The following is a 26,922-nucleotide window of genomic DNA, read 5'->3' on the forward strand; positions in this document are numbered from 1 at the left end:
CGAGGCCGCGACGTCAGAAAAGCTGAACATGGGGGCCGAAACCCAAAGCACGGGCAAAACCATGGCCGCCAAATCGATGTCGGCTCGTTCGGCGCGGGCAATCCTCCATCGGATGACGGCAGGTGAGAAATTCATCAATCGCGAATTATCCTGGCTTAATTTCAATCGCCGGGTTCTGGAAGAAGCGGGCAATAGCCACCACCCCCTGTTGGAGCGCTTGCGCTTCTTGTCGATATCCGCATCCAATCTTGATGAATTTTATATGGTGCGGGTGGCGGGTTTGCGCGGGCTGGTGGATTCCGGCATCGAAACAGTAAGCGATGATGGTCTCACACCCAGCCAACAATTGAAAAAAGTCACGGCCCTTGCCGATAAGCTGACATCAGAACAACAGCAGCGCTGGCAGCAATTAAAAGATGAAATGCGCCGTGCCGGGCTGGCCGTTCTCGAAGCCCATGAAATCACTAAAAAAGAACGGCATTGGCTTGAGGGCTATTTTCTATCGAATGTTTTTCCCGTACTCACCCCCTTGGCGATCGATCCGGCACATCCTTTTCCCTTTCTCCCCAATCTGGGGTTCTCCCTCATCCTGTCATTGCAAAGGGCGCTGGATGGCAAGGAAATCCGCGCTTTGCTGCCGATCCCTGATCAGGTTAATCGCTTCATTCGGTTGCCCGGCGAACGGATTCGTTTCGTTCCTCTTGAAACCCTGATCGGGCTGTTTCTCGATCAGTTGTTTCCCGGCTATCAATTGCAGGCCAGCGGGGTTTTCCGCATCGTGCGCGATAGCGATATGGAAATCGAGGAAGAAGCCGAAGATCTGATCAGGCTGTTTGAAACGGCCCTGAAAAGGCGGCGTCGGGGGCGGGTGATCCGGCTCAAGATCAATCAGGAGATGCCCGCCGATCTGGCCGCCATGGTGATTGATCAGCTCGATGCCGATCCCGATACCGTGACCCGGGTGGATGGCATTTTAGGGGTGGGGGAAACCCGGCAATTGATCGTTGATGATCTGCCTGAATGGAAGTTCAAGCCCTATAATCCCCGCTATCCCGAGCGTCTGCGCGATCATGGTGGCGATATTTTCAAGGCTGTGCGGGCCAAGGATTTTGTGGTGCACCACCCTTATGAATCTTTTGATGTGGTGCATGCCTTTTTACGGCAGGCAGCCCGCGATCCTGATGTGGTGGCGATCAAACAAACCCTTTATCGCGCCGGATCACAATCGGAAATCATCAATGCCTTGAAAGAAGCCGCAGAAGCGGGGAAATCCGTGACGGCGCTGGTGGAATTGAAGGCCCGCTTTGATGAGGAGCAGAATATCAAATGGGCGCGTGATCTCGAACGATCCGGCGTGCAGGTGGTTTTTGGATTTCTCGATCTCAAAACCCATGCCAAAGTCTCGATGGTGGTGCGCCGGGAAAGCTCAGGGCTTCAGATTTATGTGCATTTCGGCACCGGTAATTATCATCCCATCACGGCGCGCATCTATACCGATCTCAGCTTTTTTACCGCCGATCCGAAAATGGGGCGCGATGCCGCGCGGCTGTTCAATTATGTGACCGGCTATGCCCGTCCGCGCAATATGGAAAAGCTGGCGATGTCGCCTTTTGATATTCGTCACTCCCTGATCAAGATGATCAATGCTGAAATCGGCCATGCCCGGGCCGGGCGTCCGGCGGCGATCTGGGCCAAGATGAATTCGCTGGTGGATACCCAGATCATTGAAAAACTTTATGAAGCCTCGATGGCCGGGGTCGAGATCGATCTGATCATTCGGGGGATTTGCTGCCTGCGCCCCGGGGTGCCGGATTTATCGGAAAATATCCGGGTTAAAAGCATCGTTGGGCGCTTTTTGGAGCATTCGCGCATTGCCTGTTTTGGGGCCGGGCATGGTTTGCCATCAGCCAAGGCACGGGTGTTCATTTCTTCGGCGGATTGGATGCCGCGTAATTTTGATCGCCGGGTGGAATCGCTGGTGCCGATTGAAAATCCCACGGTTCATGAGCAGATCATGGGGCAGGTGATGGTGGCCAATCTGAAGGATAATCTGCAAAGCTGGTGGCTTCGCGCCGATGGCGATTATCAGCGATCCATATCTGAAGGCGATGAGGAACCTTTTTCCGCCCATACCTATTTCATGAAAAATCCCAGCCTTTCCGGTCGTGGCCGCGCCCTTGAAACCGAACGCCCGGCCAAGCTGGAGGTGGACCTGCATCATATGGAACCGGATGGAACCCGGCCGGATGGCGCGCCACAGCTTATTTTGCCACCGCGTGACTGATCATCGATACCGATGAAGCGTTTATGGGGCCTTGCCTTTTGCGGTGATATCTGGTGTCTTCCGTTTGACTGAATAAGGCCTTTTGTGAAGTATTGAATGCGTGCCGCAATCCTCTTTTAAAGACCGCATCCACGATTCCCGCGAGCATCTGGCGGTGATTGATATCGGGTCCAATTCCGTTCGTCTTGTGGTTTTCGACAAGATGAGCCGCAATCCGCACATCCTTTTCAATGAAAAAGTGCTGTGTGGGCTTGGTCGGATGATCAGCAAAACCGGCGAGATGGATGATGAGGCCATGGCGGCGGCGCTGGCCACCTTGAAACGGTTTCAATTACTTTTGAAAGCCATGCGGATCGAGGCGGGTCATATCGAAGCCGTGGCCACCGCTGCCGTGCGTGAAGCCAGCAATGGAGCGGCTTTTATTGCCCGGATCAAATCGGATACCGGCATCAGGGTCCGGGTTATTTCCGGGAAAGAAGAGGCCGAATTATCTGCTTTGGGGGTTTTATCGGGCATCCCCGATGCTGATGGGATCATTGGTGATCTGGGCGGCGGCAGCCTCGAACTCGTGGAAATTTCCAAAGGCGCGATCACGGAAAAGATCACTTTGCCCATTGGTCCTTTAAGGCTTCAGGGTGATTTTGGCGATGATCAGGCGTTGATCAGCCGCAAGATCATGGCCAGCTTGAAAGATGTGCCATGGCTGAAAGCGCGTCGGAACAAGAATTTTTATATCGTGGGTGGGGCGTGGCGTGCGGTCAGCCGCGTCAATATGGTGCAGAAAAAAACACCCTTGCCCATTTTGCACGCCTTTTCTCTGGATGGTGCGGATGCCCAGGATCTGGCGAAGCTGATTGCGCAACAAGAGCCGCAAAGCCTTGCGAAAATCAATTCTGTGCCATCCCGCCGGGCTACCGTGATGCCCTGTGCCGCACTGATTTTATATCATATTCTGGATCATATGCGCCCCAATAAGGTGATCACATCCTCTTTGGGGCTGCGCGAGGGGCTGGTTTATCAACGATTGCCGCAATCTGTAAAAACCGAAGATCCGTTTATTGCGGCGGCGCGGGATATGGCGGAAATCGGCGGGCGTTTCAAGGAACATGGGGATCGGCTGATGCGCTGGATTGATCCCTTGTTCGAGAGCAAAACGGATCGGCCCGAACTGAAACGCCTGCGCTATGGCACCTGTCTTTTATCGGATATTTCATGGCGGGGGCATCCCGATTACCGGGCAGAGCGAGCGATCATGGAAGCGCTTTATGGCCGGTTTGTAGGTATCGATCATAAGGATCGTGGTTTTGTGGGCCTGGCCCTTGGCCGCATTTATGGAGCATCTGATGGAATGCCGCTGGCAAGCCTGTGCCGCTCCATGCTGGGGGAAGAAGATATCAGGCAAGCCCTGATCCTGGGTGAGGCTTTGCGTTTGGGCCATCGGATATCGGGGGGCACCTCAAATCTTTTAAAGCGGGTCAGCCTGAAGCGTTTTTCGGATCGACTGGTGCTGGATGTGGAGCCCGATGCCCATGAAATCGTTAATGAAGTGGTGGCGCGCCGCTTTCAAAATCTGGCCCAAATCATGAATTTGCGGCCGGAAATCGCCGGACTTTCCGATGATGCCTATGGCGCAATTTCAGATCTGCCGATCCAGGCTTAGGGAAGCCCCCGCTCCATAAGGCGTGTTCATCCGTCCATTCTGGCCATAATTCCGCACCGGATTTTTTTGCTTCATCGCTTCATCACTGATGGATTTAACGATCCCTTCGCTGACCGTTTTCAAGCGGATGATCAGCTTGGCATGACGGGCCAATTCGGCGCGAAAGAGTTCGGTGGTGGCTTTCACCTTTTTGCGGATGGATGAATCCTTGGGGCCAAGATACTGGCTTTCCTTGCTGCGCAAATCCTCCAAAGCCTGTTTATAGGCTTCGGTCAGGCGCAATTTTTCACCCGCAAGCGCTTTCGTTTCACGCGGCCTGCGGGTTTCGAGCAGGGCATTTTCCCGCGCCAAAAGGGCAGTCAGATGATCTGAAATGGTCAGAAAATCCCGAACGGGCTGAGCGAGAACGGGTTGCTCGATAGGGGCCTGGTCTTTTTCGAAGGCATCCTCTGTGATTTGCCGGGTCATGTTTCAAATCTCCTGCAATGTCAGCAATTGTTTATAGATGGTATCGGCAATGCCGATGCCGCCTGATCTGGCAACGCTATTGCCCAGTTCATCAACCATCATCGAGCGAAAAACTTCTTCAGCATGGCCGCCGCCCATAGGGCCATCGGTGGATAATCCACTGAACATCGGGGCCAGCATCTGGCCCATGAACACGGCCTCGAAATCCTCAGCAGCTTTGCGCATTTCCCTGTCGCGGGCCTCGCTATCGCTGATGCGGCTTGAGGAAAAGGCGGCATCCCGGGTGCTATCGAGGCGCGCTTTCATCCCGGCAAAACTTGCCTGGCCAAAATCCGTACCGCCTGATGGAAAGGCACTTTGGACGAGGGTGATATCCATCACATCACCTCGATATCGGCTTGCAGGGCGCCTGCTGCCTTGATCGCCTGCAGGATTGAAATCATATCCCGAGGCCCGATCCCCAAAGCATTGAGGCCATCCACAAGATCCTGCAATGAAACCCCATCATCAACGATGGCAAGGCGCTTGTCGCCATCATCATCAACAGCCACATCGGTACGGGGCAAAACAACTGTTTCCCCTTCGCCAAAGGGGGCAGGCTGGGAAACAATTGGGGTTTCAGTGATGCGGATGGTCAGATTACCCTGGGCGATGGCCACCGTGCTTACCCGCACATCCGCCCCCATCACAATGATCCCGGAGCGATCATCGATCACCACCTTGGCCGGGAAATCAGGCTCGATCACCAGATGTTCGATTTCTGTCACCATTTGAATCAGTGATTTTTCATAGCCCGCCGGGCGCACCAAAGTGACCGTAGAAGGATCGATCATGCTGGCAACCGATCCACTGATCGCACCATTAATGGCCTGGGCGATCCGGTTGGCGGTTGTGAAATCAGGATTTTTCAAGGACAGATGCACCTGCTGCAGGCTGGCAAATTCAAAGGCAACTTCGCGTTCCACAATGGCCCCGTTGGAAATGCGGCCGGATGTAGGCACCCCCACCGTGATGCGAGCGGCATTGCCTGCTGCGGCAAATCCGGCCACCGCGATGGGGCCCTGGGCCACAGCATAAACTTCACCATCGGCCCCCAAAAGTGGGGTCACCATCAGAACACCGCCGCGCAGATCTTCGGCATCGCCCAAAGTGCTGACCTGCACATCGATCCGATTGCCGGGGCGGGCAAAGGCCGGCAGATCGGCGGTCACGATCACGGCGGCTACATTATCCGTCACCATATTATTGGCGGCGCGGGTATTGACGCCTAAGCGTTCCAGCATCGCTTCAAGACTTTGCTGGGTGAAGGGGGCATTGCGCAAGGTATCGCCGGTGCCGTTCAGCCCCACCACAAGCCCATAGCCCACAAGCTGGTTTTCGCGCACACCTTCAACATTGATCAGATCTTTCAGCCGAGAAGCCGCATGAGCGGGCGTTGAAAAGCCCAAAGCCACAGCCATGGCGATCAGATAATATCTGATATCAAGACGGATGATCGCCGATAGCGGCTTTGCTGATAAATGGATGATGCATTTTGCAAACATGGCCAGTCTCTTCCTGTTCCGGTTCATGAACTTTGCTGATCATCTGATTCACATTTGATCCCGCCAAAGCCCATGATGCGTCTTTTCAACGTTTCTCTGGAATTTATGCGAAAATCATGCCAATTATCGCCATCGACTGGTCACAAAATATAAACATTAAAAACAATGACTTGGATAAACACAGTCTGTCGTTGATTTTTGTGGGGGCAAGAATTTTCCGGGTTCTCTCCTGAAGCTTCGGCAAGTCTTGCTCTTTCGGCGGTGCAACGGCTATTGTATCGCCATGCGCATAGATGGCCCCGGTAAATCCAATTCGTTGAAATCGTCACAGAAGGCTTCAAAGTCTTCCGGGGCAGGGGGGGCTGCTTTTTCTGCCTCCATTGATGGCGGGCGGGCCGCATCCTCATCAACCCCTGCTGCCGCCTCTGGGCCGATTGCTTCTGTGGATGCGCTTTTGGCCCTGCAGGAAATGCCGGATGCCTCCGCTGGCCGCTCCAAAGGTTTGGCCCGGGCGCATGATATGCTCGATATGCTTGAAGATGTGCGCAAGGGCCTGTTGATGGGGGCTATTCCCCAATCAAAGCTCAGCCAGCTTTCGCGTCTGGCCCGGGATCAGCGGGATGGCACCCTTGATCCGGCACTCTCTGCGATTTTGGATGACATTGAAGTGCGGGCAGAGGTGGAACTGGCCAAATTGGAACAGGAAAGCTGACGTTCTCCAGGATCGTCCTGTTTTTTTCCATGCCGATCTATTGCATTTTATCTATCCCCCCCAAACAGATTGTAAATTTTTCTTGGGTACGGAGCTAACTGCTTGCCGCAGGCCTTGCAGATCATTATAAATCCGGCGCAGGTCTGGAGCCTTGAGCGAGGCGAGCATTGCCGATGCCCCCCTTTCTTAGGCTTTGGATGAGATTGCCGATGATGAGTATAAGATCATCCTGGGCGGGCCGGGCGATCCGGGCGGCCTTGGTTAAAGGAGCGGATGAGCCTAATGAGTTATGATTTACCATCGGATTATCGTCCATCAAAAGACGAAGACTTCATGAATGAAAGGCAGCAGGAATATTTCCGCCGCAAGCTGCTGAATTGGCGTGAGGAAATCCTAAAAGAATCGCGCGAAACTTTGGCAAGCCTGCAACAGGATAGCCTGAAAGAGCCGGATATTGCCGATCGCGCATCCAGTGAAACCGATTGGTCGATCCAATTGCGCACACGGGATCGTCAGCGCAAGCTGGTTTCCAAAATCGATGCCGCCCTGCGCCGTTTGGAGCAGGGGGAATATGGCTATTGCGAAGTGACCGGCGATCCCATCAGCCTGCAAAGGCTCGATGCTCGGCCCATTGCCACGATGACTTTGGAAGCTCAGGAACGCCACGAAAAAATGGAAAAAGTTCATCGGGACGATTGATCTTGATGCGTAACCGGGCTGTTTGCGCCGATGGATCTTCAGGCGCTGTTGTCAGAAGGTTCGATTTCCACGATTTCGATATGATTGCCATGGGCGGTGAGGGCGATGGCACCTTCGCGCAGGGCTTGGGCATCCCGGCCGAATAATTCATAGCGCCATCCGGTCATCGCGGGAACGGGGGCATGGGCATTACGGGCGATTTCATCGATATCCGCACCGCTGGCCACCAGCTTATGGGCCACACCCGCATCTTCACAGCGGCATTTCAACAACACTTTCAAAAGATCTGCAATCGCAGGCGTTTTTTGAGAAGGGCGGGGCGAATGGGGTTTTTTCGGCAGATCCTGTTCCGATATGGCCTGGGCCTCTTGCAAAGCATCCCACAAGGCTGCGCCCGGATTGCTGGCATGAAAGCCGCGCGATAAACCGCGTACCTGATCCAAAGATTCGATCTGGGCCGGGGGATGCGCTGCGATTTCCAAAAGCACATCATCTTTTGCCACCCGGCTGCGCGGAATATCGCGGGCTTGGGCCATTTCCTCCCGCCAGCGGGCCAAAGCCTGCAATCGAGCAATGAACCGGGGCGTGCCCGAGCGGAATTTTATGCGTTCCCAGGCATTTACAGGATCAAGGCGATAGGTATCGCGGCTGGTGAGGATGTTCATTTCTTCGGCCACCCAGCCTTCGCGACCGTTTTTTGCGAGGCTGTCGCGAAGTTTTTCGTAAATGACCCGCAAATGGGTGACATCGCCCAAGGCATAGGTCAATTGCCGATCCGACAAGGGACGCCGCGACCAATCGGTGAAACGCGCGGTTTTATCCAAGGATTGACCGACAATCTGTTTTACCAGTGTTTCATAGCCTGCAGAATCCCCAAATCCGCAAACCATGGCGGCCACCTGCGTATCGAAAATCGGTGCGGGCAGGCGGCCCTTGGCATGAAAAAAGATTTCCATATCCTGACGGCAGGCATGAAAAACCTTGATCACCAAAGGATCGAACAACAGATCGTAAAAAGGCTCCAGATCAAGATCAGGGCTTAGGGGATCGATCGCAAAAGCGCCATCCTGATCAGCCACCTGAATGAGACACAGCTTTGAATAATAGCTGTTATCACGCATGAATTCGGTATCAACCGTAATATAGGGCGCTTTCGATAGGCGTTCGGTAAGGGCTTTCAGCCCATCTTGATCGGTTATAAGGGACATGACCTGCTATTATATCCTGCAATTGAAATCCGAGCTATACACGGCTCATCAGGTTCATTACAAACCCCATGATTGAAAATTGCCAAATCATGACCGTCAGAACCGTGCACGCCTTGACAATAACCCATAATCCATGTGCTTTACCGCAGCCACAAAGATGAAGCATAAACTGCTATCAGCATATGAACCATTGCCAAAGGTGCTGTTCTCGATCAAATGCAGCGCTTCACCTTTGATCTGTTTCTCCGCCATTATAAAGACCGAGTGATCCCCATGTCCCAGCTTCAAAATCCGTCATCCCTTCATCCTTATCGCAGCCATCGTTGCAATAGTTTGCGCAAGGATCAGGTGGGCGATATCGTTCGGCTTTCGGGTTGGGTGCACAGAAAGCGGGATCATGGCAATTTGTTGTTCATCGATCTGCGCGATCATTATGGCATCACCCAGATCGTGCTCGATTCTGATAGCGAAGGCTTTGCCTTGGCCGAGTCCTTGCGCGCGGAATCGGTGATCCGGGTGGATGGCAAGGTTGTGATGCGCGATCCGCAAACGATCAATTCCGATCTGGAAACCGGCGATATCGAAGTTTATGCCCAGCAGATCGAAATTCTGTCGGCGGCCGAAGAATTACCGATGCCGGTTTTTGGCGAGCAGGATTATCCCGAAGATATTCGGTTGAAATATCGCTTTCTGGATTTGCGCCGTGAAACCATGCACAAAAATATCGTGCTGCGTTCAAAGGTGATTTCATCGATCCGTCGGCGGATGACGGATGAAGGCTTCATGGAATTTCAAACGCCGATCCTGACCGCCTCATCACCGGAAGGCGCGCGGGATTTTCTGGTGCCTTCACGCCTGCATCCCGGCCAGTTTTATGCTTTGCCTCAGGCTCCGCAGCAGTTCAAGCAGCTCATCATGGTGGCGGGATTTGATCGCTATTTCCAGATTGCGCCGTGTTTTCGTGATGAAGATGCCCGCGCGGATCGCAGCCCCGGCGAATTTTATCAGCTCGATGTGGAAATGAGCTTTGTTACCCAAGATGATGTGTTCAATGCCATCGAGCCGGTGCTTTACGGCGTGTTCGAGGAATTCAGCAAGAAGCCGGTGACAAAACCGCCTTTTCCGCGCATTCCCTATGCGCAATCCATGCTCAAATATGGCAATGACAAGCCCGATCTGCGCAATCCCATCGAGATTGTCGATGTGACCGAGCAATTTCGTGGCAGCGGTTTTGGGTTATTTGCCAAGCTGGTTGAAGAAGGATCGGTGGTGCGGGCCATTCCGGCACCGGGGGCAGGGGCGCGCCCCCGCGCCTTTTTCGACAAGATGAACGATTGGGCGCGCAGCGAAGGCTATGCCGGGCTCGGCTATATCAATAGCAAGGATGGGATTCCCGGCGGGCCGATCGCTAAAAATCATGGCCCTGAGAAAACCGCTCAGTTGTTCAAGGATCTGGGCCTTGCCTCAGATGATGGGGTGTTTTTTGCCGCTGGCACCCCCGCGCAGGCCGCAAAATTGGCGGGTTTGGCCCGCACAAGGCTTGGTGAAGAGCTCGAACTGATCGATGCGGAAGCTTATAAATTCTGCTGGATCGTTGATTTTCCGATGTTTGAATATGATGAGGATGAAAAGCGGATCGATTTTTCGCATAATCCTTTCTCCATGCCCCAAGGCGGGCTGGAGGCTTTGGAAACCAAAGATCCCCTCGATATTCTGGCCTATCAATATGATATCGTGTGTAATGGCATCGAATTGAGCTCGGGCGCGATCCGAAATCATCGCCCGGATATCATGGTCAAAGCCTTTGAAATCGCAGGCTATTCAAAGGATGTTTTGGAAGAGAAATTTTCCGGGATGCTCAATGCCTTTCGTTATGGCGCGCCGCCCCATGGTGGCCTTGCCCCCGGGATTGATCGGATCGTGATGTTGTTGGCCGATGAACCCAATATTCGCGAAGTTATTCTGTTTCCCATGAACCAGCGCGCTCAGGATCCCATGATGGGGGCGCCGGGGATGGTGGATTTGAAACAGTTGCGCGAATTGCATATTCGCATTGTGGAGCCACCCAAAAAACAGGGCTGAGCGTTTCGTGCAGCTTTTGATGACATGATCACAGCATGATCCGCCGAAAATAAAGGCCGATCATGCTGTTTTTTTAACCGAGGCGTGCCCCGATGGGGCTGATCTCAGCTCTTTAAAAGGCTGGTGCGGATGCGCACCTCGCCGTGCAGGCTGCGATGAACCGGGCATTTATCGGCGATCTCCAGCAGCTTTTGCCGGGTTTCATCATCAAGATCGCCAACCAGTTCGATTTCCCGCTCGATATCATCGAGCTGCCCGTCTTTGGTGTCGCACTCTTCACAATCACTGGCATGAATTTTTTGATGGCTGAGCTTGACCGAAACATGCTCAAGGGGCAATTTCTTGCGATCGGCATACATGCGGATGGTCATGGCCGTGCAGGCCCCCAAGCCGGATAGCAAAAGGCCATAAGGGCTGGGCCCCAGATTATCGCCCCCCATATCAATAGGCTCATCCGCCAGCAGGCTATGGCCATTGGCATTGATCACCTGCAGGAATTTGCCGCTCTGGGCTTCAGCAACGATGCTGTGATCCGGGCTTGGCTTCCATGGGCTTTTCAGTTCAGGCGTGCTCAACCCCTTCACATAGCGCCGCGCCCAGGCCACAATCACCTGCGCCACATAAAGCGCATCTTCCCGGGCGGTGAGCAGATGATCGGCATCATCCAGGGTGATAAAGCTTTTGGGATGCTTGGCGGCGGCAAAAATATTGGCGGCATTATCCACCCCCACAATCTGATCAGTGGGCGAATGAAAGATCAAAAGTGCCTTTTTCAGATTGGCGATCCGTTCCTTTTGATCATGACCGCCAATATCGTCAAGAAACTGCTTTTTCACCCGGAAAGGGCGGCCACCGATTTTCACTTCGGCTTCACCCTTCTCATTGATGGTTTCGATATGCTGATCGAAATGATGGCGGATATGATCGGGATCATAGGGGGCGCCCACGGTTGCCACAATCTGGGCTTCTTCAACCTTTCCAGCGGCAGCCAGAACGGCGGCACCGCCCAGGCTATGGCCGATCAAAAGCTTGGGGGCTTCATAGCTTTCACGCATAAAATCAACGGCTTTGAGAAGATCTTCGATATTTGACGTGAAGTTGGTATTTTCAAATTCACCATCGCTGGCCCCAAGCCCTGTGAAATCAAAGCGCAAGGTGGCAATGCCCAGATCGGCCAGGCCCGCAGCGATCCGCGATGCGGCAAACACATCCTTGCTACAGGTAAAGCAATGGGCAAAAAGGGCATAGGCTTTGGGCCTGCCTTCTGGCAGATCAAGCCGTGCGGCCAGATTTCCCTGCGTTCCTTCGAATGTCACCTTTTCGCTGCGCATAAAATTCTCCTGATAGGTCTAACCAAAAACGGCAGGTCATGAATGCTGTTATAGCATGGCAAAACAGGCTTTATGAAATAGGCTTTTGGAAAAGGAATTGAAGTGATGGGCGCGCTTTCGGGGATCACGATTGTTGAAATTGCCGGCATCGGTCCGGGGCCTTTTGCCGCCATGATGCTGGCTGATCAGGGGGCGCGGGTGATCCGCATCGATCGGCCCGGCGGTAATCCCATGATGGTGGGTGATCCGGCGCGGGATATTCTCAATCGCGGTCGGCAATCATTGGCGCTGGATTTGAAATCAGAGGCCGGGCAACAGGCGCTTTTGCGGATCATCGCCCGTGCTGATGGCCTGATCGAAGGCTTCCGACCCGGGGTGATGGAGCGGATGGGCCTTGGGCCTGATCAATGCCTTGCCCAAAATCCGCGCCTTGTTTATGGCCGCATGACAGGATGGGGGCAAAGCGGGCCTTTAGCGGGTGCTGCTGGGCATGATATCAATTATATCGCGCTGGCCGGGGCATTGGCCGCGATCGGGCGGCGGAATGAGGCGCCGAGCATCCCCCTCAATCTTGTGGGCGATTTTGGTGGCGGCGCGCTTTATCTGCTGTTTGGGATGCTCTGTGCTCTGATCCATGCCCGTGCCACCGGGGAAGGGCAGGTGGTGGATGCCGCCATGGTGGATGGTGTGGCGAGCCTGATGTCGGTTGTTTATATGATGGATGCCAATCAATTATGGCGCCAGAAACGGGGCAGCAATCTGCTTGATGGCGGTGCGCCTTTTTATGATGTTTATGAAACCAAAGATCGGCTTTTTGTCTCTGTCGGGCCTTTGGAGCCGCAGTTTTTCGCCTTGTTTTTGCAAATGACGGGTTTGGCGGATCATCCGGCTTGCCAAAATCAGCTTGATTTTCGCAGTTGGAAGGGGATGCGCGCAGCGATTACCGAGAAAATGGCCGAAAAAACCCGGCAGGAATGGTGCGATCTTTTGGAAGGCAGCGATCTGTGCTTTGCCCCGGTGCTGGATTATAAAGAAGTGCCCGATCATCCCCATATGAAAGCACGGCAGGCTTTTACTGATTATAATGGCCTGCTTCAGCCATCCCCAGCGCCAAAATTATCCCGCACGCCCGGGCAAATTGCCGGTCCGCCCCCCATGCCGGGTGCCCATAGCCGCGATATTTTGAGCGATTTTGGCTTTTCACCAGAAGAAATCAATGATCTGGTGAAATAAGGTGATTGGAAAAGGGGCAGGATGATGAACCGGGTGCTTTTAAAGCTGGCATTGGGGGTCATGCTTTTATCATCGGCCCTGATGGCAGGCGGCTGCGCATCGCAATCCGCGCGCATGGATCGCGATGAAGGGGTGCGGGCGGGCATCGATGATATGACCGCGCCGCGCCTGAAAAGGCTGGGGGATCGCTTTCAAAAGGCCGGCGATCTGCAATCTGCCCTGCAATTTTATCGTCAGGCGCAGTTAAAGGCCCCAGATGATCCCGATATCGATGCCGCATTGGGTGAGATTTTTCTGGCGATTGGCGAACGGGAACGCGCCCGCACGGCATTGGAACAGGCGCTTTTGAAACAGCCCGATCATGAAGCGGCCACTCTTGCCCTTGCCGGGCTTTTGATTGGCGATGGACAATTCGACCGCAGTGAAAAGCTGATCTTGAAACTGCATGATGCGGGGCGGGACTCGGCGCGCAGCTATAATCTTCTGGCCGTTTCCCTTGATCTGAAAGCCCAGCATGATGCGGCTCGCCTTGCCTATGCCGAAGGGCTTTTGCGCGCCCCGGATGATGCGGATATCCTGAGCAATCTGGCGCTTTCAATGGCTTTATCGGGGGAATATGCGGCAGCGCGCGATCTTTTGCAGGCAACCGATAACCCTGATGCCAACAGTAGGCTTGTTGATGAAAATCTGGCGTTGATCGCAGCCATGGAAGGCCGCCCTGATGAAGCCCAGCGCCTGGCAGCGAAGGCGCTCAATGCCGAGCAGGCCCGACGCAATGCCCCCTTTTATGCACGATTGGGCGATTTATCGGGGCGCGCGCTCGCCTCTGCCGTTTTTTTAGGGCAATTGCCTTATGACGACGAAGCGAACGAAGCGGCAAGCCCGGAAACCGACAGGTCGGAAATCGACAGCCTGGAAATCAACGGAAGTGCAGAGGTAAAGCCCGATCCGCCAAAGAAGCCTGAGTCCATCGCGCCTGAAAAGAAGCCGGAACCAGCCCCTGCATCGGTGAAATCCGCAGAAACGACCAACGAGGCCATCCCCGATTATCATCTTCAATTGGGCACATTTTCGAGCCTTGAGCGCGCGGAAAAAGCCTGGAACATGGTCAATGCCCTGCCATCTTTGGCCGGGTTCAAGCCCTATTATGCCGAAGGGCGCTTCAAAGATCTAAAAACAGTATGGCGGCTTTTAACCGGTCCGGTAAAGGGCTATAGCGCCGGAAAAGCAATTTGTGCGAAGCTTCATGAACAAAACGCCGAATGCACGGTGATGCCCTTTGTCGAAGACCTCAGGCCATTGGAGGCGACCGAAAATATCGGGCTTCAGCCTTGAAAACCGCCTGAAGCGCAGGATGTGCATTGCGATGCGGTGGGATCGATCTCAAGACGCTGGGATGCGATTTCCTCGCCACAGGTGATGCAATAGCCATAGTCGCCATCATCGATCCGTTGCAGGGCCTGATCGATTTTTTTCAGGGTGTTTTCGCGTCTTTGGCGGACCGCCGATGACATGGCCTGGCCCTGGATGGCATCCATGCGCGATAAGCGCCCCACCGAGCTTTGATCGAGCATCACCGGTTTCGTGCGCTCTCCATCTCCATCATGGAAGGCACGCAAGCTTGATTGCAGGGCGATCAATTGGCTTTTGATTTTTTCACTGCTCATGAACGATACCAATTGGCTGCTGATCAAGGCTTATTTTTAGCCCGAATTTTTTATGATTGAGCACAGACCGTTCAAGCCATCAAGGGGGCATTCGCTAAAAAACGAGGCAATTGCCCTCTTGATAGCCTTTTAGGCTCGCGCCTTAGTCTGTTGTCTCGATCTTGTCGGCAACAAGCATATAGCCGGCCCGACGCACCGTGCGAATGAGCTGCGTTTTTTCCTGATCGGTTTCCAGCTTTTTCCGCAAGCGCGTGACCTGAATATCAACGCTGCGCTCGGTGGCTTCCTCCCCGGAATGGGTGAGATCAAGAATATCCTTGCGCGACAGCACCTGATTGGGTTTTTCCATCAATGCCTTCAAAAGCTTGAATTCGGCGTTTGACAGAAAAACCGTTTCACCCGCTTGATTGACAACGGTTTCGCGCAGCGTATCAATGATCCAACCATCGATGACATAGCGTTTGCCGTTTTTCAGGGAAAGGCTTGAGGCCTGCCTGCGGGCGCGCAAAATCGCTTCAATGCGGGCTGCCAGTTCATTGGGCTCGAAGGGTTTGGACAAATAATCATCGGCCCCTTCTTTCAGCCCGCGAATACGCTGTTCGGTTTCAGATTGCCCGCTTAAAACCAGAACCGGAACACCCAGGCGGCGGGAAAATTGGCGCACCAGAATGATGCCATCAATATCCGGCAGGCCAAGATCGATGATGGCCAGATCAAAGCTTTGTTCGGCACCTTTTTCAAGGGCATCAGCCCCATTGGCAACGCTATCCACATGATGCCCACCCCGGGCGAGAAAGCGGGCGATCATCTCCCGATTATCTGTATCATCTTCAACCAAAAGAATGCGTCCGCATTCCACATGATCTGCCTTTTCGGCGTGTAAATAGGCAACTTTGTTCATGAAAATCCCCATCTTCATATTTGCGACTGCAAATCTTCAATTTCAGTTCAAGCTTTGTTTTCCCCATCCAATTGGGCGCAGATCATTTCATACAGATCTTCGGGCACAACCGGTTTTTGTAACAAGGCATTAACGCCCCAAGCGCGATATTCCCTGACAGTTCTTGGCTCGATGATGGCACTGAGCAAAACTATGGGTGTGATTTTATTGTGCAATCTGAAAGTTTTTGCGAAATCTTCACCGCTCATTTCCGGCATTAAATAATCTGTAATCACCAAATTTATATTGGGATTATTTTTTATTATTTCAATGGCGCGCGGTCCGCTTTCGGCACACAATGTTTTGATACCCATTTCATTGAGCATTCTTCTTAGAATTTTCCTTACATCCTCCTCATCATCAATAATCAGAATTGTTTCTTTGTTGTTTCTATATTGATGTTTATCTGAGAATTCAGGCTGATTTGCAGCTATATTATGATCTTTTGTGGCAGGCAGATAAATTTCGAAACAAGCACCATGGGGCTTGATGTTATGCACAAGAATGGTCCCGCCATGGGCCTTGACCACGCCATGTACCACCGACAATCCAAGCCCGTGGCTTTTGGATGAGCCCTTGGTCGTGAAAAAAGGCTCATAGATGTGATTTTTGGTTTTGGCGTCGATCCCCGGCCCGGTATCGCTGATCACCAATCTCACATGATCATCGCCTTTGAGCTGGAATTGTGATCGGATTGCTGCCCAATCGCCTTTCTGATCGGTTTTGATGCTTAATGTGCCGCCATCCTGCATGGCCTGCACCGCATTCCAGCATAAATTCATAAAAAGCTGATCGATCAGTGTTTTATTGCACCGAAGGCGGGTGTCGGCGCAGCCCGGGGTCCATAAAACCTCGATTGACGGGGGGAAGCTGTCTTTGATGAGGGTTAGGGTCGCGGTAATCAGATCATCAAACACCTCGATAGACCGAGTGCTATCAAGCTTTTGGCCGAAAGCCAGGATCTGGCGCACCAGATTGCGGGCCTTTTCCATGCCTTTGATCACGCGATCCATATCATGATAAACGGGTGACTGTTTTTCGACCGCTGATCGCGCCAGATGCGCATAGCCCAGAACCGGGGTCAGCAGATTGTTGAAATCATGGGCGATCCCCCCGGCAATCTTGCCCAAAGATTCAAGGCGCATGGACCGTTCTTTTTGGATCGTCCGCTCATCCTGCTCTTTTTGCCGTCGAATCCGGTCTGTTACATCGCGATGCACGCTGACGATCCTGACGATATCCCCATCCCGGCCGATGACTGGCATGGCCAGGCAATCCATATAAATCGCATCAGGGCTGGCCGGATCGCCGATGACATATTCTTCTTCATGACGGCCCGTTTTCTTAACATTATCGGTAATCTGGATCAGATGCAGCTTGCAGGCTTCATTGGCCGGGCGTTTATCATGCAGGCCCAAAAGGCGGCTGGCGCTGGCATTATATTCTTCGATGCAGCCTTGGGGATCGGTAATGATCACCGCCTCCCACATATGCTCGATGATCTGATTTTGCTGCTTGATCTCCATTTCCGCGCGCTGGCGTTTGGTGATATCGCGATGCACCCCAATCATTCCGATACGATTGCCATGTTCATCGAAAAAGGGCTGAACATTGCAATCCATGACCACCAGATGCCCATCCTTATGACGCAGATTAAGCTCGCCATTCCAGCTTCCACCGGTTCTCAAGGCATTCATGACAAACAGCTTCATGCTGCCGGTATTTTTATACATCTGAACGGTTTCGAGCAGCCGCTTGCCCTTCAGCTCATCAAGCTCATAGCCGAAAATATCGATGGTCGCAGGATTGCAATCGGTTATTTTGCCATTGTGATCGGCAATCACCACAGAATCGTTTAATTGTGAAATCACCCGATCCTGGCGTTCCAATCGCGCCCGATCATGGGCGCTTTTGGTCATATCGCGGAAAATGCCGATATAGCCGATATGATGACCTGAAATATCGCGGCGCGGCAGGCAGGTGCTATGGATGATTTTTTCCTCGTCATCCTGCCCTTTGATGTGCAATTCACATTCATAGCGCCCATGATCGGCAATGGCGCCATCCATGGCTTTGGTAAAGGCTTCAAATTCCATCGTCGCGGCCATGCCATGTGGCGGCAAAAACATGGCATTGGGGTCTTTGAGGGCAAAGCTGAAAAGCTTGAGAAAAGCGGAATTGAAATAGATCAGCCGATAATCCAGATTGGCGACAACCACGCCATCCGATAGCTGCTGAATGATCGCCGTATCCTGCGCGCTGCGTTCTGTTTCAGAACGAAGATGAGTGACATTTGAGCATTCATAAACATAGCTGCCATCGCCTGCCAAGCGACGATCCAATTGCACAATGGGGCCATTGGGGATTTCAATCTCAATAGAGGATGTATCGGAAGCGCCAATTTCGGCCTTTAACTCAGCCGCAACGATCTCTGGCCTTGCTGTGCCATAAAGGCCCCGTTTGCAATCATAGGCCACAAATTGATCGATCGGCATCTCATCCTGATAATAATGCTCAGGATAACCCATTATCTCGCGAAAAATTTGATTGGACCAGATATATTTGAAATGCTTGTCAAAAATGATAATGCCGCGACCGATATGTTCAAAATAGTCCAGAAAGCGGGACTCGGATAATCGCGACAGAACATGAGGGTCATTCAGCATTTCAATATCTTTGCATAAGTGACAGCAGCCTGCAGTGACAATTTATTAACGCGCAAAAATGTGCAAAATTCAACCTCTGGATTTTTAATAAGGCTGTAACTAAAGATAATATTCAATCTTAAGGCGTATTTAAAATGAAAGATGGGATTGATCATATTGATTGATCAGTGTTTTAAAGTGTTCGGGCAGGGGGGCCCTGATATCGATCAAGGGGCGATCAGCATAAAGCGGTAATTCAATACGGCGGGCATGAAGATAGAGCTTTTGATCATTTGAAGGATGCGCTGAGTCTTGATCCCCTGGGGCTGCGGTGCGCACTTTCAGGGCCGGATCATATTTCGGCTCGCCAAGGATGGGGCAGCCGATTTCTGCTAAATGCACCCTGATCTGGTGGGTGCGCCCGGTGCGGGGGTGAAGCTCAAGCAAATGAAACCCATCCCAGGAGTCCAGAAGACGATAATCGGTGATCGCGCTTTTTCCTTTAGGGCTGACAATCATTTTCCAGCCGCCTGCCTTGCTGCTGATTTTCAACAGGGGATGATCGATGATCCCTTTGGTTGCGGGGGGCGGGGATGTGGTGATGGCGAGATAGGTTTTGCGCGCCAAACCCTCGCTGAAAATCCGCCCCAGCTTGCGCAGGGCTTTGGGATGGCGGCCTAAAACGAGACAGCCGCTGGTATCGGCATCAAGGCGATGCGCCAAAGCCGGAAGCCGGGGCAGGCCAAAGCGCAATTGATCGAAATCATCCTCGAGGGATGCTTTTCCGCGCGGCCCGCTATGAACCGCAAGGCCCGCAGGTTTATTGAGGATGATCACCAGATGATCACGAAATAAAACGCGCGAGAGCAGATCCGTCATGGTTGGCTGGCCGATCATTGGGCGGGAAGGGATATTCATTTGCGTGCAAATGCATGAGCCTTCCTAACAAAAAGCTCGACAGGATCCTATGGGCATATTCAGATGCTATGTCACGGAAATCTTCGCTTCTGAAGGAAAGATCAAATGATCGGCAAATGGCACTGGCATCTGCAACAGATCATGCGCCGTATCTGGGTGCGGGCTGTTTCCTATGCTCTGCTCGGGGTGCTAACGGCTTTGGTCTCGGTTCCTTTGGGTCCCATGATCCCCCAAAATATTGGGGCTACATTCGGGGCCGATGCCGTTGATCGGGTTCTGGGCATTCTGGCCACATCGATGCTGGCGGTTACCACCTTCTCCCTCTCGATCATGGTCACCACGCTTTCAGCGGTCTCCAATGCAGCAACCCCCCGTGTTGCAAGGCTTTTACACGAAGACAAAACCAGTCAGATCGTTCTGGCAAGCTTCATCGGATCTTTTCTTTATAGCATCGTTGGCATCATCACCTTGCAGGCTGGCGCTTATGATGATGGTGGGCGGTTGCTGCTGTTTCTGGTCACGATTGCTGTCATTGCGATGGTGGTGGGTGCCTTATTGCGCTGGATTTCCCATCTGATGGAATTTGGCCGGATGAGCGATGCCATCAATCGTGTGGAGCGGGCAGCCATTCACGCCTTGCAATCCAGAAGCCAATCCCCCGGGCTGGGCGGATGCCCTTATGAGGGGCCACCCCCGGATGACAGCCTGCCGGTTTCGTCTCCCCTTTGTGGATATGTTCAGCATATCGATATGGAGCGATTGGCTGAATTTGCCAGCACGCGGCACTGTCGCATCTGGCTATCGGTGCTGCCGGGCAGCTATTGCTATCCCGGTCGCCCCTTGTTCAGCCATTCGGCCGACGATTTATCTGAGGAAGAGATCAACCATCTCAGCTTTGCCTTTACCATCGGCAAGGTGCGAAATTATGATCAGGATCCGCGTTTCGGGGTCATCGTCCTGTCAGAAATCGCCTCGCGCGCCTTGTCGCCTTCGGTCAATGATCCGGGCACAGCCATCGAGGTTTTGGGGCGGATCGTTTCAGTTCTGCTTGAATATGATCCCGAGCAACAAAAAGAGCCGAAATATCCGGATCTTTTCGTGCCTCCCATCAAGCCGATTGAACTGCTCGAAGATGCTTTTCTGCCCATTGCGCGTGATGGAGCAGGGCTGATCGAGGTGCAGATCCGTTTGCAAAAATCCTTGCAGGCCCTGCGGATCGCTGCCCCCGATATTTATAAGAAGGCCGCCCTGATCATTTCGGCGAAGGCTTTGGATCATGCCAAAATCGCCCTTGCCCATCCCGAAGAAAAAGCCCTGCTGGATTCTTTGGTGCAAGATACCAGCGATTGAATGCTCGACAGCCGCTTATGGGCATCCGCACTCTAATCAGAAATTCAGTAGACGAGACATCAGAAGGATAAATATAACAAAACAAAAAAGAGAGAAGACCAATTTAAAACTTGAGAAAGCACATTTGATAGATTCTGTAAAAGTGGGGATATTCTTTATTTCTGACAGCTTTTTTTTATACGAAAATCCATAGATCACAGCAAATATCAAAATTGTTGCGACAAATACAAGGTCTTCTATCCCAAACAAGGCAATATCTAGGGGCATGATCCACCCTACTGTTGATGTCGAAGCATTATAGACCATGGCTCATAAAAGAACCACGGGAACAAGCAATTGATATTAGAAACTACTAAATGCGACCGCAAGTCTGACTGGAACCCGGGACTCATCTTTAAAGGGCTGAGCGTGGGAAAAAGAACTTCCCGGCCCGGGGGTCGGGATGACGGCTATTGGTATAACGATCAGGAAATGAATGGCGGGCCGAGAACGACGAAACTGAGAACTACGTCTACACTATAACGCTCTAATGCCGCACTGTGCGACAATCCGAACTCCACACCATGCTTCCCGCGCCAGCGAGGCAAGCCTCATGCAAAATCCAGACCCGGCGGTGACAACAAGCATGGCGATGCTAGCCCACGAAAACCCTCTTGATCCCAAGGCTTCGGAAATGGCACCGCCAAGAATGGTTATATTCTATGCTGTGACGGTCAACGCCTAACCCACGTCGACCGCTGGACCGGGCGCGCGGGCCGATGTGGTCCGAAGGGGTTCCGCAAATCCGCCAAAGACCGGCCCCGACCAATCTGGTACCTGGTTCACAGAAGAAGCCGCAACGGATTGCTGCAACATCGCACCTAAGGCCGCCACATGCGCAACAAATCAGTATTGACTTGCACATGAAAGTGAGATACGTGCACCATACAGCATAAGTCATGCATCAAATCACGAGCGGGGCGCATGGAGCACTTTTCAATTATTCAAGCCTTGTGCCGGGCGGCCATGAGCGAGCCAACGCCGGCACTGCGCAAACAAGTCGAGCGGTTAAAGGATGCCCTCGCCAAGGATGGCGAGGAAAAACAGGCAGCATCGCTCGCGAGGATTCTTTCCACGGCTGAGCGAATAAAGGAGATGGCTCCGAGCCGAATCGAGCGCTCCCGAGCGAACCTGTCTGGTGAGACGCTGGGCCGCAATACGCCGGTCCCTGTTGATCGGGAAACGTCCGCCGCCTTGGCAGAGATCATTTTTCCATCTGAAGTCGAGAGAGCGGCCCCGCTCTTTAATTCAACTGTGACGCAGGCGGTCGGGACAATCGTCGATGAGTGGACCGATTTCGAGGCGCTCGCGACCGTCGATATCGTACCCTCAAAGACGTGTTTAATCTACGGAGCGCCTGGCACGGGGAAGACACGTCTGGCTCTTTGGATGGCCGGCAGACTGGAACTGCCTGTTGTCCTCGTAAAGTTGGATGGCCTTGTATCTTCATTTCTTGGTACGACAGCACGCAATATCGGAAATCTCTTCGCGTTTGCCAATCGATATCGTTGTGTTCTTCTGCTTGATGAATTCGACGCAATTGCAAAAGTCCGCGACGATCCGCAGGAGGTCGGCGAAATCAAGCGCGTTGTGAATGCTCTTCTCCAAAATCTAGATGTCAGGCAGAATATTGGATTGACGATAGGCATCACCAATCACCAAAAGCTGCTTGATCCAGCGGTCTGGCGCCGTTTCGAAGTTCAGCTTGAGATCCCTAAGCCCGATTTTGAGGTGAGGAAGGCGATCGCCGCCATGTTTATGCCGCCTGTAACTGCTCCCGACAGCCATTTGCGCCTTATTGCTTGGTTCACCGAAGGTTCGACCGGAGCGGAGATCGAATCGCTGGTGAGAACATACAAGAAGGCCACCACGGTTCGCGAGGATGATCGACGGGGATTGCTGGATACTCTTCGCCAATTTGCGACGCTCAACGCGGCCCGAATTCAGAGTGAGCGTCGAACGCTGCTGTTCGACGATCCCGCGACTCTATTCCGGGCTATGCGCGACGACCCCATTCTCGCATTTTCGATGGCCGACATAGGTGAAATCGCAGGCCGGGATAAGTCGACTGTAAGTCGTCAGCTTGGGCGACAGGCGAGCAAAGGTGATGGGAGCGTAAACAATGGCTAGTCCGATCCAGATCGTTCTCAATCCGAACAACTATGAGGAATCCCGAGAGGCAGGCGGTGGCGGCGGTCGCAAGGATTTCTTCGCTCACCGTGATCGGGAGTTCGAGGCTCACAAAGCAGCTCTGATCGATCAGATCGACGCTATTTCCGGGGTTCTTTCCGCGCAAGCACAGGGACCGATCGGATACGTCAAGGTAATCCTCAAACGCGATGCCTGGGCGAAAAGCCATCGCCCCGTGGGTGCGCTGTTTCGCAGCGATCGGGTGCCTGTAGTCGGGGGTGGAGATATTGGCGTGATGATTGTGGAAGGCCGTCCCTCGGCTTTGGCGGTGGTAAAAACGGAAATTGCCAATTCCGAGCCGCAGACCAGAATGCGGTACGACAAAAAAAAGCGGAAAGAGATGCCGAACCCGTCGGCGCAGAGGAGCGAGACGGGGGCAATAGACCGGATCGAACTTTATGGCGCTTCCGACAAGCGCAACTTTTCGGTCGAAGAGGCTGTTGCATGGCTGAGCAATCCGATGACGGGAAGCGGGTATCAAGTCGAGTTGTTCGATGTTCTGCCACCGCGTGCCGAATGGGATCGCCTCGACCCCGCCCACCGACGTCTTGTCGAGTCTTTCGTTGTTGGCTTCAGCGCCCTTGAACAAAATCTGTCAGTGGAGCGTTTGCCGAACTGGCGGCAGCGCCTCCCGATGCTTTCTGTGCGCTTAGACCAAGCAAGCGATGGCGCTGTCCTACGGCTGACAAGCGTGTCGTCCAAGGAACGCCGTGAGCTTGCGCCATTCGATCCGGAGGTTCAACACCACAGCCGCTTGCTGGCATTTCTGGACGCGCATCCCTTGGTCCGCCGGATCGAGTTGCCCGGCATCGTGGTGCGTTCCGCTCGCCCAGTAGCGCCCGGCCGCATTCGGCCGTCTCAGGCAGTAATGCCCGTTCGTGATAGCCGCAGGACTCATCCAAGGATGGGCGTCATCGATGGCGGCATAAGCCCGGCGTTGGCCGACTGGGTTATCGATCGATGGGACGTGCTTGCCGACGAAGATATGGATCTATCTCATGGCACGTTCATTGGCGGACTTGCAGTCGCTGGAGCAGGTATCAATGGTGCGGAAACTTGCCCCGAACCCGACGGAACGGAACTAGTTGACGTGGCCGTCTTCCCCAATGAGCAAAAGGCTGGGGCCTTCGCATCATACTATTCGGGTGGCCTTCCGCAATTCTTCGACGAGATGGATGCGGCTGTCGCGGATGCGCGGGCACGGCACGGTGTCCGTGTCTTCAATATGAGTCTGAATATCCTTCAGCCCGCCGCACCCGATCGCTACAGCCCACATGCGGTCCGACTTGACCAGATTGCAGAAGAGAACAATGCCGTCGTGTTCATTTCTGCCGGTAACATTCAGCCACAAGACCTGCGCCCGGAGTGGCCGACCGATTCAGCAACGGCCCTTTCCAACCTCGCACTTGCGCGAAACGACGGGCTCTTGGCGCCAGCGGAGAGCGCAAGAAATGTTGCCGTTGCTGCACTGAATCCGCCAGGGCATAGCGGTTGCCAGCCTTTCGCCCCAGCTCGTTTCAGCCGTCGGGGGCCTGGGCTTCGCTCAGGCGGGAAACCCGATCTTGCGCACATAGGCGGAGCGGGCACGCAGCACGCGACACTGGGGCATGGTCTTTTCTCCATCCTTCCAGATGGCACAGTAGTCGACGGTTGCGGCACCAGCTATGCCTCGCCGTTAATCGCCAAGACCGCAGCGGTGCTCGACCATGCCATCGAGGGCGAGGTCTCTCGTGAGACCCTCATCGGTTTGCTGGTCCACCACGCGGAGATTCCGGAACCCTTGCGTCCGAAAATGCTGGCGCCGGTGGCACGGCACCTTGTCGGCTTCGGTATGCCGCCGTCTGCTGAACGTATTCTGGAGACGGGTGATCATTCAATCACCTTGGTCTTCGCCTCGCGTATCCAGCACGGTCAGCAGATCAATTTCCGCTTCCCATGGCCGGCGTCCTTGGTCGGACCTGGCGGCAAATGCCGAGGGCGGGCGAAGCTCACACTCGTTTCCACCCCTCCGCTGGATGCCCGGTTCGGCTCCGAGTTCGTCCGGGTCAACGTGAATGCGGTCCTACAGCAGGAGCAGGACGAGGGGAAATGGAAGGGCCGACTTGAACCGCTTTACCTCCCGTCTTCGCGTGAATCGCCGGCGGTCGAGGCGGAACTAATCGAACATGACCTGAAGTGGAGCCCGGTGAAGGTCCACGCCAAGACCTTCCCGCAGGGAGTTGGGCCCTCGTCGAACTGGCGACTGTTTGTTGAGTATCTCACCCGCGCTGGAGAGGTGATGCCGGAGGGAGGCGTGCCCTTCACTGCGATTCTGACCATCAGCGACCCAGAGGCAGAAAAACCGGTCTTCAACGACATGCGCCAAAGTCTTCAGGCGATCGGTACACAGATCGCTGACATTCGGACGGCAGCGCGCATCACGCCGCGCGTCTAGTAGAAAAGAGGGATAAATTACCTTTTAATCAGTAGGCCGCGATCGACGTCAACAACCAGCTTCGTATCCGTCAAAGGAAGAGATTTACGGCGATCCACGGCCATCTTCAGCAAGTCGGCGCGGGTCAAGAGGTCGGGATAGATCTTACTGTCTGACATAGCCAAGCGCCATCGTACATGGCAGTTGCTCGGTGTCCTTCGTGTGGAAGACACTGTTCAGACGTCGCTGTTCTGAAAATGGGATGGCCATTGTTGTCCATACTGGCGCAGACAGGAGCCGAGGAATGCGGGCGCAAGCCGCCATTCGGCTTGCTTCATCATGCACTTGCGGTTTAGTCTGCGCGCGTAAACGGCGGTTCTGTCAGCTCATTTTCGTAGGGCGTTCGGCAAGTCCGTCGCCGCCTGACAGGACATAGGATTGATGATAGCCGCCACCGCGATCCCTACCACAGTGCCTGCCCATCGGCCGCTTGCGGTCGAGCACGCGCATGCCTTGCTTCGCACGTCGCGCGCGGGGCATCTCGGGTGCGGTGCAGCTGCGTGTGAGGGGCGCGAGGGCTGGCAATGTCGCGTCTGACGGATCTGATCGCCCGGGCAAAGGCCAAGGACAGCGCTCTGGGAGAAGAGCTCGAGCGGGAGTTCAAGGCACTGGCGTCTCGTCGGGCCTTCGGTCTGAACTTCGAACGGCACCGACCCGAGAGCGTGGAACTGCCCGGCCGCCCCGTGCGGCGGGGCGACAAGGTGCGTATCCTGCCGCCGCGAGGTTCTGCCCAGCGCGCAGACCAGCGGCTGTGGCGCGTCAAGCGAATTGACGGCGAAGGCGAGGCGCGGATGGCGCTGGTCGAGCTGATCGATACCGAAGCGCCAGAGACAGTGGATGTCGCGGTTGCCGATCTGGTCGTGGTTGCCGAGTTCCGGGATGAGATGCCCCTAGATTTATAGACGCTTTGCTTGGTAACTATGGAACCAAGGAGAAGCACAGATGTCATCGCAAAATCGATTTACGGATGAGTTTAAAAGGGACGCTGTAGCGCAGGTTGTTGATCGCGGCTACGCGGTCAGGGAGGTGGCCAAGCGGCTCGGGATCAGCACTAAATCTCTGTACAGTTGGAAGGCACAGTTTGCGAAGCCAGCCAAGATGCGGGAGGTGGAGGCTGATCTGACCTTTGAGCTCCGTCGGATCAAGAAGGAACTGGCCCGTGTCACCGAGGAGCGTGACATCTTAAAAAAGGCCGCAACATACTTCGCGCGAGAGTCCCGTTGAAGTATGGTTTTATTCGGGCTCATCGATCGGAGTTTTCAGTTCGGGCGATGTGCCACGTGCTGATGGTCCATGTCAGCGGCTTTTACGCATGGCTCAAGAAACCGTTGAGCCGGCGCGCGCAGGAGGATAAGCGACAGACCGAACTGATCCGTCAGGCCTGGATGGACAGTGGCAAGGTCTATGGCTATCGCAAGCTCCGTGACGATCTGTGCGATCAGGGCGAACACTGCTGCGAAAACCGCGTGGCACGTCTGG

The 26,922-nt window shown here is 53.9% G+C and carries 20 protein-coding genes and 1 pseudogene; 12 read left to right on the forward strand and 9 right to left on the reverse strand.

All coding sequences use genetic code 11. The features are described 5' to 3' along the window. The first annotated feature begins 76 nt into the window (after positions 1–76). Both QK300_RS08090 and QK300_RS08095 read left to right on the forward strand, forming a co-directional pair. Positions 77–2,284 (forward strand): RNA degradosome polyphosphate kinase, encoded by a 2,208-nt coding sequence (locus QK300_RS08090; RefSeq protein WP_348651856.1) that lies wholly within the window; start codon positions 77–79, stop codon positions 2,282–2,284. 100 nt (positions 2,285–2,384) lie between these two features. Beyond that, positions 2,385–3,944 (forward strand): Ppx/GppA family phosphatase, encoded by a 1,560-nt coding sequence (locus QK300_RS08095; protein WP_281301187.1) that lies wholly within the window; start codon positions 2,385–2,387, stop codon positions 3,942–3,944. On the opposite strand, the gene QK300_RS08100 is transcribed toward QK300_RS08095, so the two are convergent. From QK300_RS08100 to QK300_RS08110, 3 genes are read right to left on the reverse strand one after another with little or no spacing between them, the layout of a single operon-like run. Then, positions 3,921–4,412 (reverse strand): hypothetical protein, encoded by a 492-nt coding sequence (locus QK300_RS08100; RefSeq protein WP_281301188.1) that lies wholly within the window; start codon positions 4,410–4,412, stop codon positions 3,921–3,923. The genes QK300_RS08095 and QK300_RS08100 overlap by 24 nt on opposite strands. A gap of 3 nt (positions 4,413–4,415) precedes the next feature. Then, positions 4,416–4,790, reverse strand: coding sequence for a rod-binding protein (locus QK300_RS08105; RefSeq protein ID WP_281301189.1), 375 nt, complete (start codon positions 4,788–4,790; stop codon positions 4,416–4,418). Continuing rightward, positions 4,790–5,872, reverse strand: a complete 1,083-nt coding sequence (locus QK300_RS08110; RefSeq protein WP_348651857.1) for a flagellar basal body P-ring protein FlgI — start codon at positions 5,870–5,872, stop codon at positions 4,790–4,792. Before QK300_RS08110 ends, QK300_RS08105 begins: the two co-directional genes overlap by 1 nt. A 367-nt stretch (positions 5,873–6,239) precedes the next feature. Here QK300_RS08110 and QK300_RS08115 point away from each other — a divergent pair, with 367 nt between their 5' ends. Beyond that, positions 6,240–6,668: a flagellar assembly protein FliX gene (locus QK300_RS08115; protein WP_281301191.1), complete on the forward strand. Its 429-nt coding sequence runs from the start codon at positions 6,240–6,242 to the stop codon at positions 6,666–6,668. 282 nt (positions 6,669–6,950) lie between these two features. Then, positions 6,951–7,367 carry an RNA polymerase-binding protein DksA gene (gene dksA / locus QK300_RS08120; protein WP_042084340.1) on the forward strand — a complete coding sequence of 139 codons (417 nt, stop codon included), beginning with the start codon at positions 6,951–6,953 and terminating at the stop codon, positions 7,365–7,367. A 38-nt stretch (positions 7,368–7,405) separates the two neighbouring features. Here the strand turns inward: dksA and rnd are convergent, their stop codons facing one another. Further along, a complete protein-coding gene (gene rnd / locus QK300_RS08125; RefSeq protein WP_281301193.1) occupies positions 7,406–8,575 on the reverse strand; it encodes a ribonuclease D in 1,170 nt (389 codons plus the stop codon). 273 nt (positions 8,576–8,848) lie between these two features. On the opposite strand from rnd, the gene aspS reads away from it, so the two are divergent. Further along, positions 8,849–10,657 (forward strand): aspartate--tRNA ligase, encoded by a 1,809-nt coding sequence (gene aspS / locus QK300_RS08130; RefSeq protein ID WP_281301194.1) that lies wholly within the window; start codon positions 8,849–8,851, stop codon positions 10,655–10,657. A 104-nt stretch (positions 10,658–10,761) separates the two neighbouring features. Here aspS and QK300_RS08135 read toward each other — a convergent pair whose 3' ends face one another. Continuing rightward, entirely contained in the window at positions 10,762–11,988 is a 1,227-nt protein-coding gene (locus QK300_RS08135; RefSeq protein WP_281301195.1) for an alpha/beta fold hydrolase, read from the reverse strand. A 105-nt stretch (positions 11,989–12,093) separates the two neighbouring features. Here QK300_RS08135 and QK300_RS08140 point away from each other — a divergent pair, with 105 nt between their 5' ends. Continuing rightward, a complete protein-coding gene (locus tag QK300_RS08140; protein WP_281301196.1) occupies positions 12,094–13,221 on the forward strand; it encodes a CaiB/BaiF CoA-transferase family protein in 1,128 nt (375 codons plus the stop codon). A 21-nt stretch (positions 13,222–13,242) separates the two neighbouring features. Further along, complete coding sequence (locus QK300_RS08145; RefSeq protein WP_281301197.1) at positions 13,243–14,556, forward strand: tetratricopeptide repeat protein; 1,314 nt, start codon at positions 13,243–13,245, stop codon at positions 14,554–14,556. Here the strand turns inward: QK300_RS08145 and QK300_RS08150 are convergent. The 4 genes from QK300_RS08150 to QK300_RS08165 all read right to left on the reverse strand — a co-directional run bounded on the left by QK300_RS08150 (position 14,547) and on the right by QK300_RS08165 (position 19,352). Next, on the reverse strand, positions 14,547–14,888 hold the full coding sequence (locus QK300_RS08150; protein WP_042084325.1) for a TraR/DksA C4-type zinc finger protein: 342 nt from the start codon (positions 14,886–14,888) through the stop codon (positions 14,547–14,549). The genes QK300_RS08145 and QK300_RS08150 overlap by 10 nt on opposite strands. A gap of 142 nt (positions 14,889–15,030) precedes the next feature. Further along, positions 15,031–15,789 (reverse strand): response regulator transcription factor, encoded by a 759-nt coding sequence (locus QK300_RS08155; RefSeq protein WP_281301198.1) that lies wholly within the window; start codon positions 15,787–15,789, stop codon positions 15,031–15,033. Between the two features lie 47 nt (positions 15,790–15,836). Beyond that, positions 15,837–18,494 (reverse strand): PAS domain S-box protein, encoded by a 2,658-nt coding sequence (locus tag QK300_RS08160; RefSeq protein WP_281301199.1) that lies wholly within the window; start codon positions 18,492–18,494, stop codon positions 15,837–15,839. Positions 18,495–18,623: 129 nt separating this feature from the next. Continuing rightward, entirely contained in the window at positions 18,624–19,352 is a 729-nt protein-coding gene (locus QK300_RS08165; RefSeq protein WP_281301200.1) for an RNA pseudouridine synthase, read from the reverse strand. Between the two features lie 144 nt (positions 19,353–19,496). Between QK300_RS08165 and QK300_RS08170 the strand changes: the two genes are divergently transcribed. From QK300_RS08170 to QK300_RS08190, 5 genes and pseudogenes are all read left to right on the forward strand, one after another. Next, a complete protein-coding gene (locus QK300_RS08170) occupies positions 19,497–20,741 on the forward strand; it encodes a DUF2254 domain-containing protein (RefSeq protein WP_281301201.1) in 1,245 nt (414 codons plus the stop codon). A gap of 963 nt (positions 20,742–21,704) precedes the next feature. Continuing rightward, a complete protein-coding gene (locus QK300_RS08175; RefSeq protein ID WP_281301202.1) occupies positions 21,705–22,910 on the forward strand; it encodes an AAA family ATPase in 1,206 nt (401 codons plus the stop codon). After that, positions 22,903–25,404, forward strand: a complete 2,502-nt coding sequence (locus tag QK300_RS08180; RefSeq protein ID WP_281301203.1) for a S8 family peptidase — start codon at positions 22,903–22,905, stop codon at positions 25,402–25,404. The genes QK300_RS08175 and QK300_RS08180 overlap by 8 nt, the downstream gene beginning before the upstream one ends. A 563-nt stretch (positions 25,405–25,967) precedes the next feature. Further along, complete coding sequence (locus QK300_RS08185; protein ID WP_281301204.1) at positions 25,968–26,345, forward strand: hypothetical protein; 378 nt, start codon at positions 25,968–25,970, stop codon at positions 26,343–26,345. A gap of 40 nt (positions 26,346–26,385) precedes the next feature. Further along, a pseudogene (locus QK300_RS08190) lies at positions 26,386–26,922 on the forward strand (transposase); the annotation flags it as partial.

It is taken from the genome of Iodidimonas sp. MBR-22 (assembly GCF_029946565.1).
GTDB lineage: Bacteria > Pseudomonadota > Alphaproteobacteria > Sphingomonadales > Rhodothalassiaceae > Iodidimonas > Iodidimonas nitroreducens.

Excerpts from the sequence above, each read along its gene's own strand:
- QK300_RS08090 (WP_348651856.1), top strand. The coding sequence starts at position 77 with ATGTCGGCTCGTTCGGCGCGGGCAATCCTCCATCGGATGACGGCAGGT.
- QK300_RS08100 (WP_281301188.1), bottom strand. The coding sequence starts at position 4,412 with ATGACCCGGCAAATCACAGAGGATGCCTTCGAAAAAGACCAGGCCCCT.
- QK300_RS08105 (WP_281301189.1), bottom strand. The coding sequence starts at position 4,790 with ATGGATATCACCCTCGTCCAAAGTGCCTTTCCATCAGGCGGTACGGAT.
- QK300_RS08110 (WP_348651857.1), bottom strand. The coding sequence starts at position 5,872 with ATGGCTGTGGCTTTGGGCTTTTCAACGCCCGCTCATGCGGCTTCTCGG.
- QK300_RS08115 (WP_281301191.1), top strand. The coding sequence starts at position 6,240 with ATGCGCATAGATGGCCCCGGTAAATCCAATTCGTTGAAATCGTCACAG.
- dksA (WP_042084340.1), top strand. The coding sequence starts at position 6,951 with ATGAGTTATGATTTACCATCGGATTATCGTCCATCAAAAGACGAAGAC.
- rnd (WP_281301193.1), bottom strand. The coding sequence starts at position 8,575 with ATGTCCCTTATAACCGATCAAGATGGGCTGAAAGCCCTTACCGAACGC.
- aspS (WP_281301194.1), top strand. The coding sequence starts at position 8,849 with ATGTCCCAGCTTCAAAATCCGTCATCCCTTCATCCTTATCGCAGCCAT.
- QK300_RS08135 (WP_281301195.1), bottom strand. The coding sequence starts at position 11,988 with ATGCGCAGCGAAAAGGTGACATTCGAAGGAACGCAGGGAAATCTGGCC.
- QK300_RS08140 (WP_281301196.1), top strand. The coding sequence starts at position 12,094 with ATGGGCGCGCTTTCGGGGATCACGATTGTTGAAATTGCCGGCATCGGT.
- QK300_RS08145 (WP_281301197.1), top strand. The coding sequence starts at position 13,243 with ATGATGAACCGGGTGCTTTTAAAGCTGGCATTGGGGGTCATGCTTTTA.
- QK300_RS08150 (WP_042084325.1), bottom strand. The coding sequence starts at position 14,888 with ATGAGCAGTGAAAAAATCAAAAGCCAATTGATCGCCCTGCAATCAAGC.
- QK300_RS08155 (WP_281301198.1), bottom strand. The coding sequence starts at position 15,789 with ATGAACAAAGTTGCCTATTTACACGCCGAAAAGGCAGATCATGTGGAA.
- QK300_RS08160 (WP_281301199.1), bottom strand. The coding sequence starts at position 18,494 with ATGCTGAATGACCCTCATGTTCTGTCGCGATTATCCGAGTCCCGCTTT.
- QK300_RS08165 (WP_281301200.1), bottom strand. The coding sequence starts at position 19,352 with ATGACGGATCTGCTCTCGCGCGTTTTATTTCGTGATCATCTGGTGATC.
- QK300_RS08170 (WP_281301201.1), top strand. The coding sequence starts at position 19,497 with ATGATCGGCAAATGGCACTGGCATCTGCAACAGATCATGCGCCGTATC.
- QK300_RS08175 (WP_281301202.1), top strand. The coding sequence starts at position 21,705 with ATGGAGCACTTTTCAATTATTCAAGCCTTGTGCCGGGCGGCCATGAGC.
- QK300_RS08180 (WP_281301203.1), top strand. The coding sequence starts at position 22,903 with ATGGCTAGTCCGATCCAGATCGTTCTCAATCCGAACAACTATGAGGAA.
- QK300_RS08185 (WP_281301204.1), top strand. The coding sequence starts at position 25,968 with ATGTCGCGTCTGACGGATCTGATCGCCCGGGCAAAGGCCAAGGACAGC.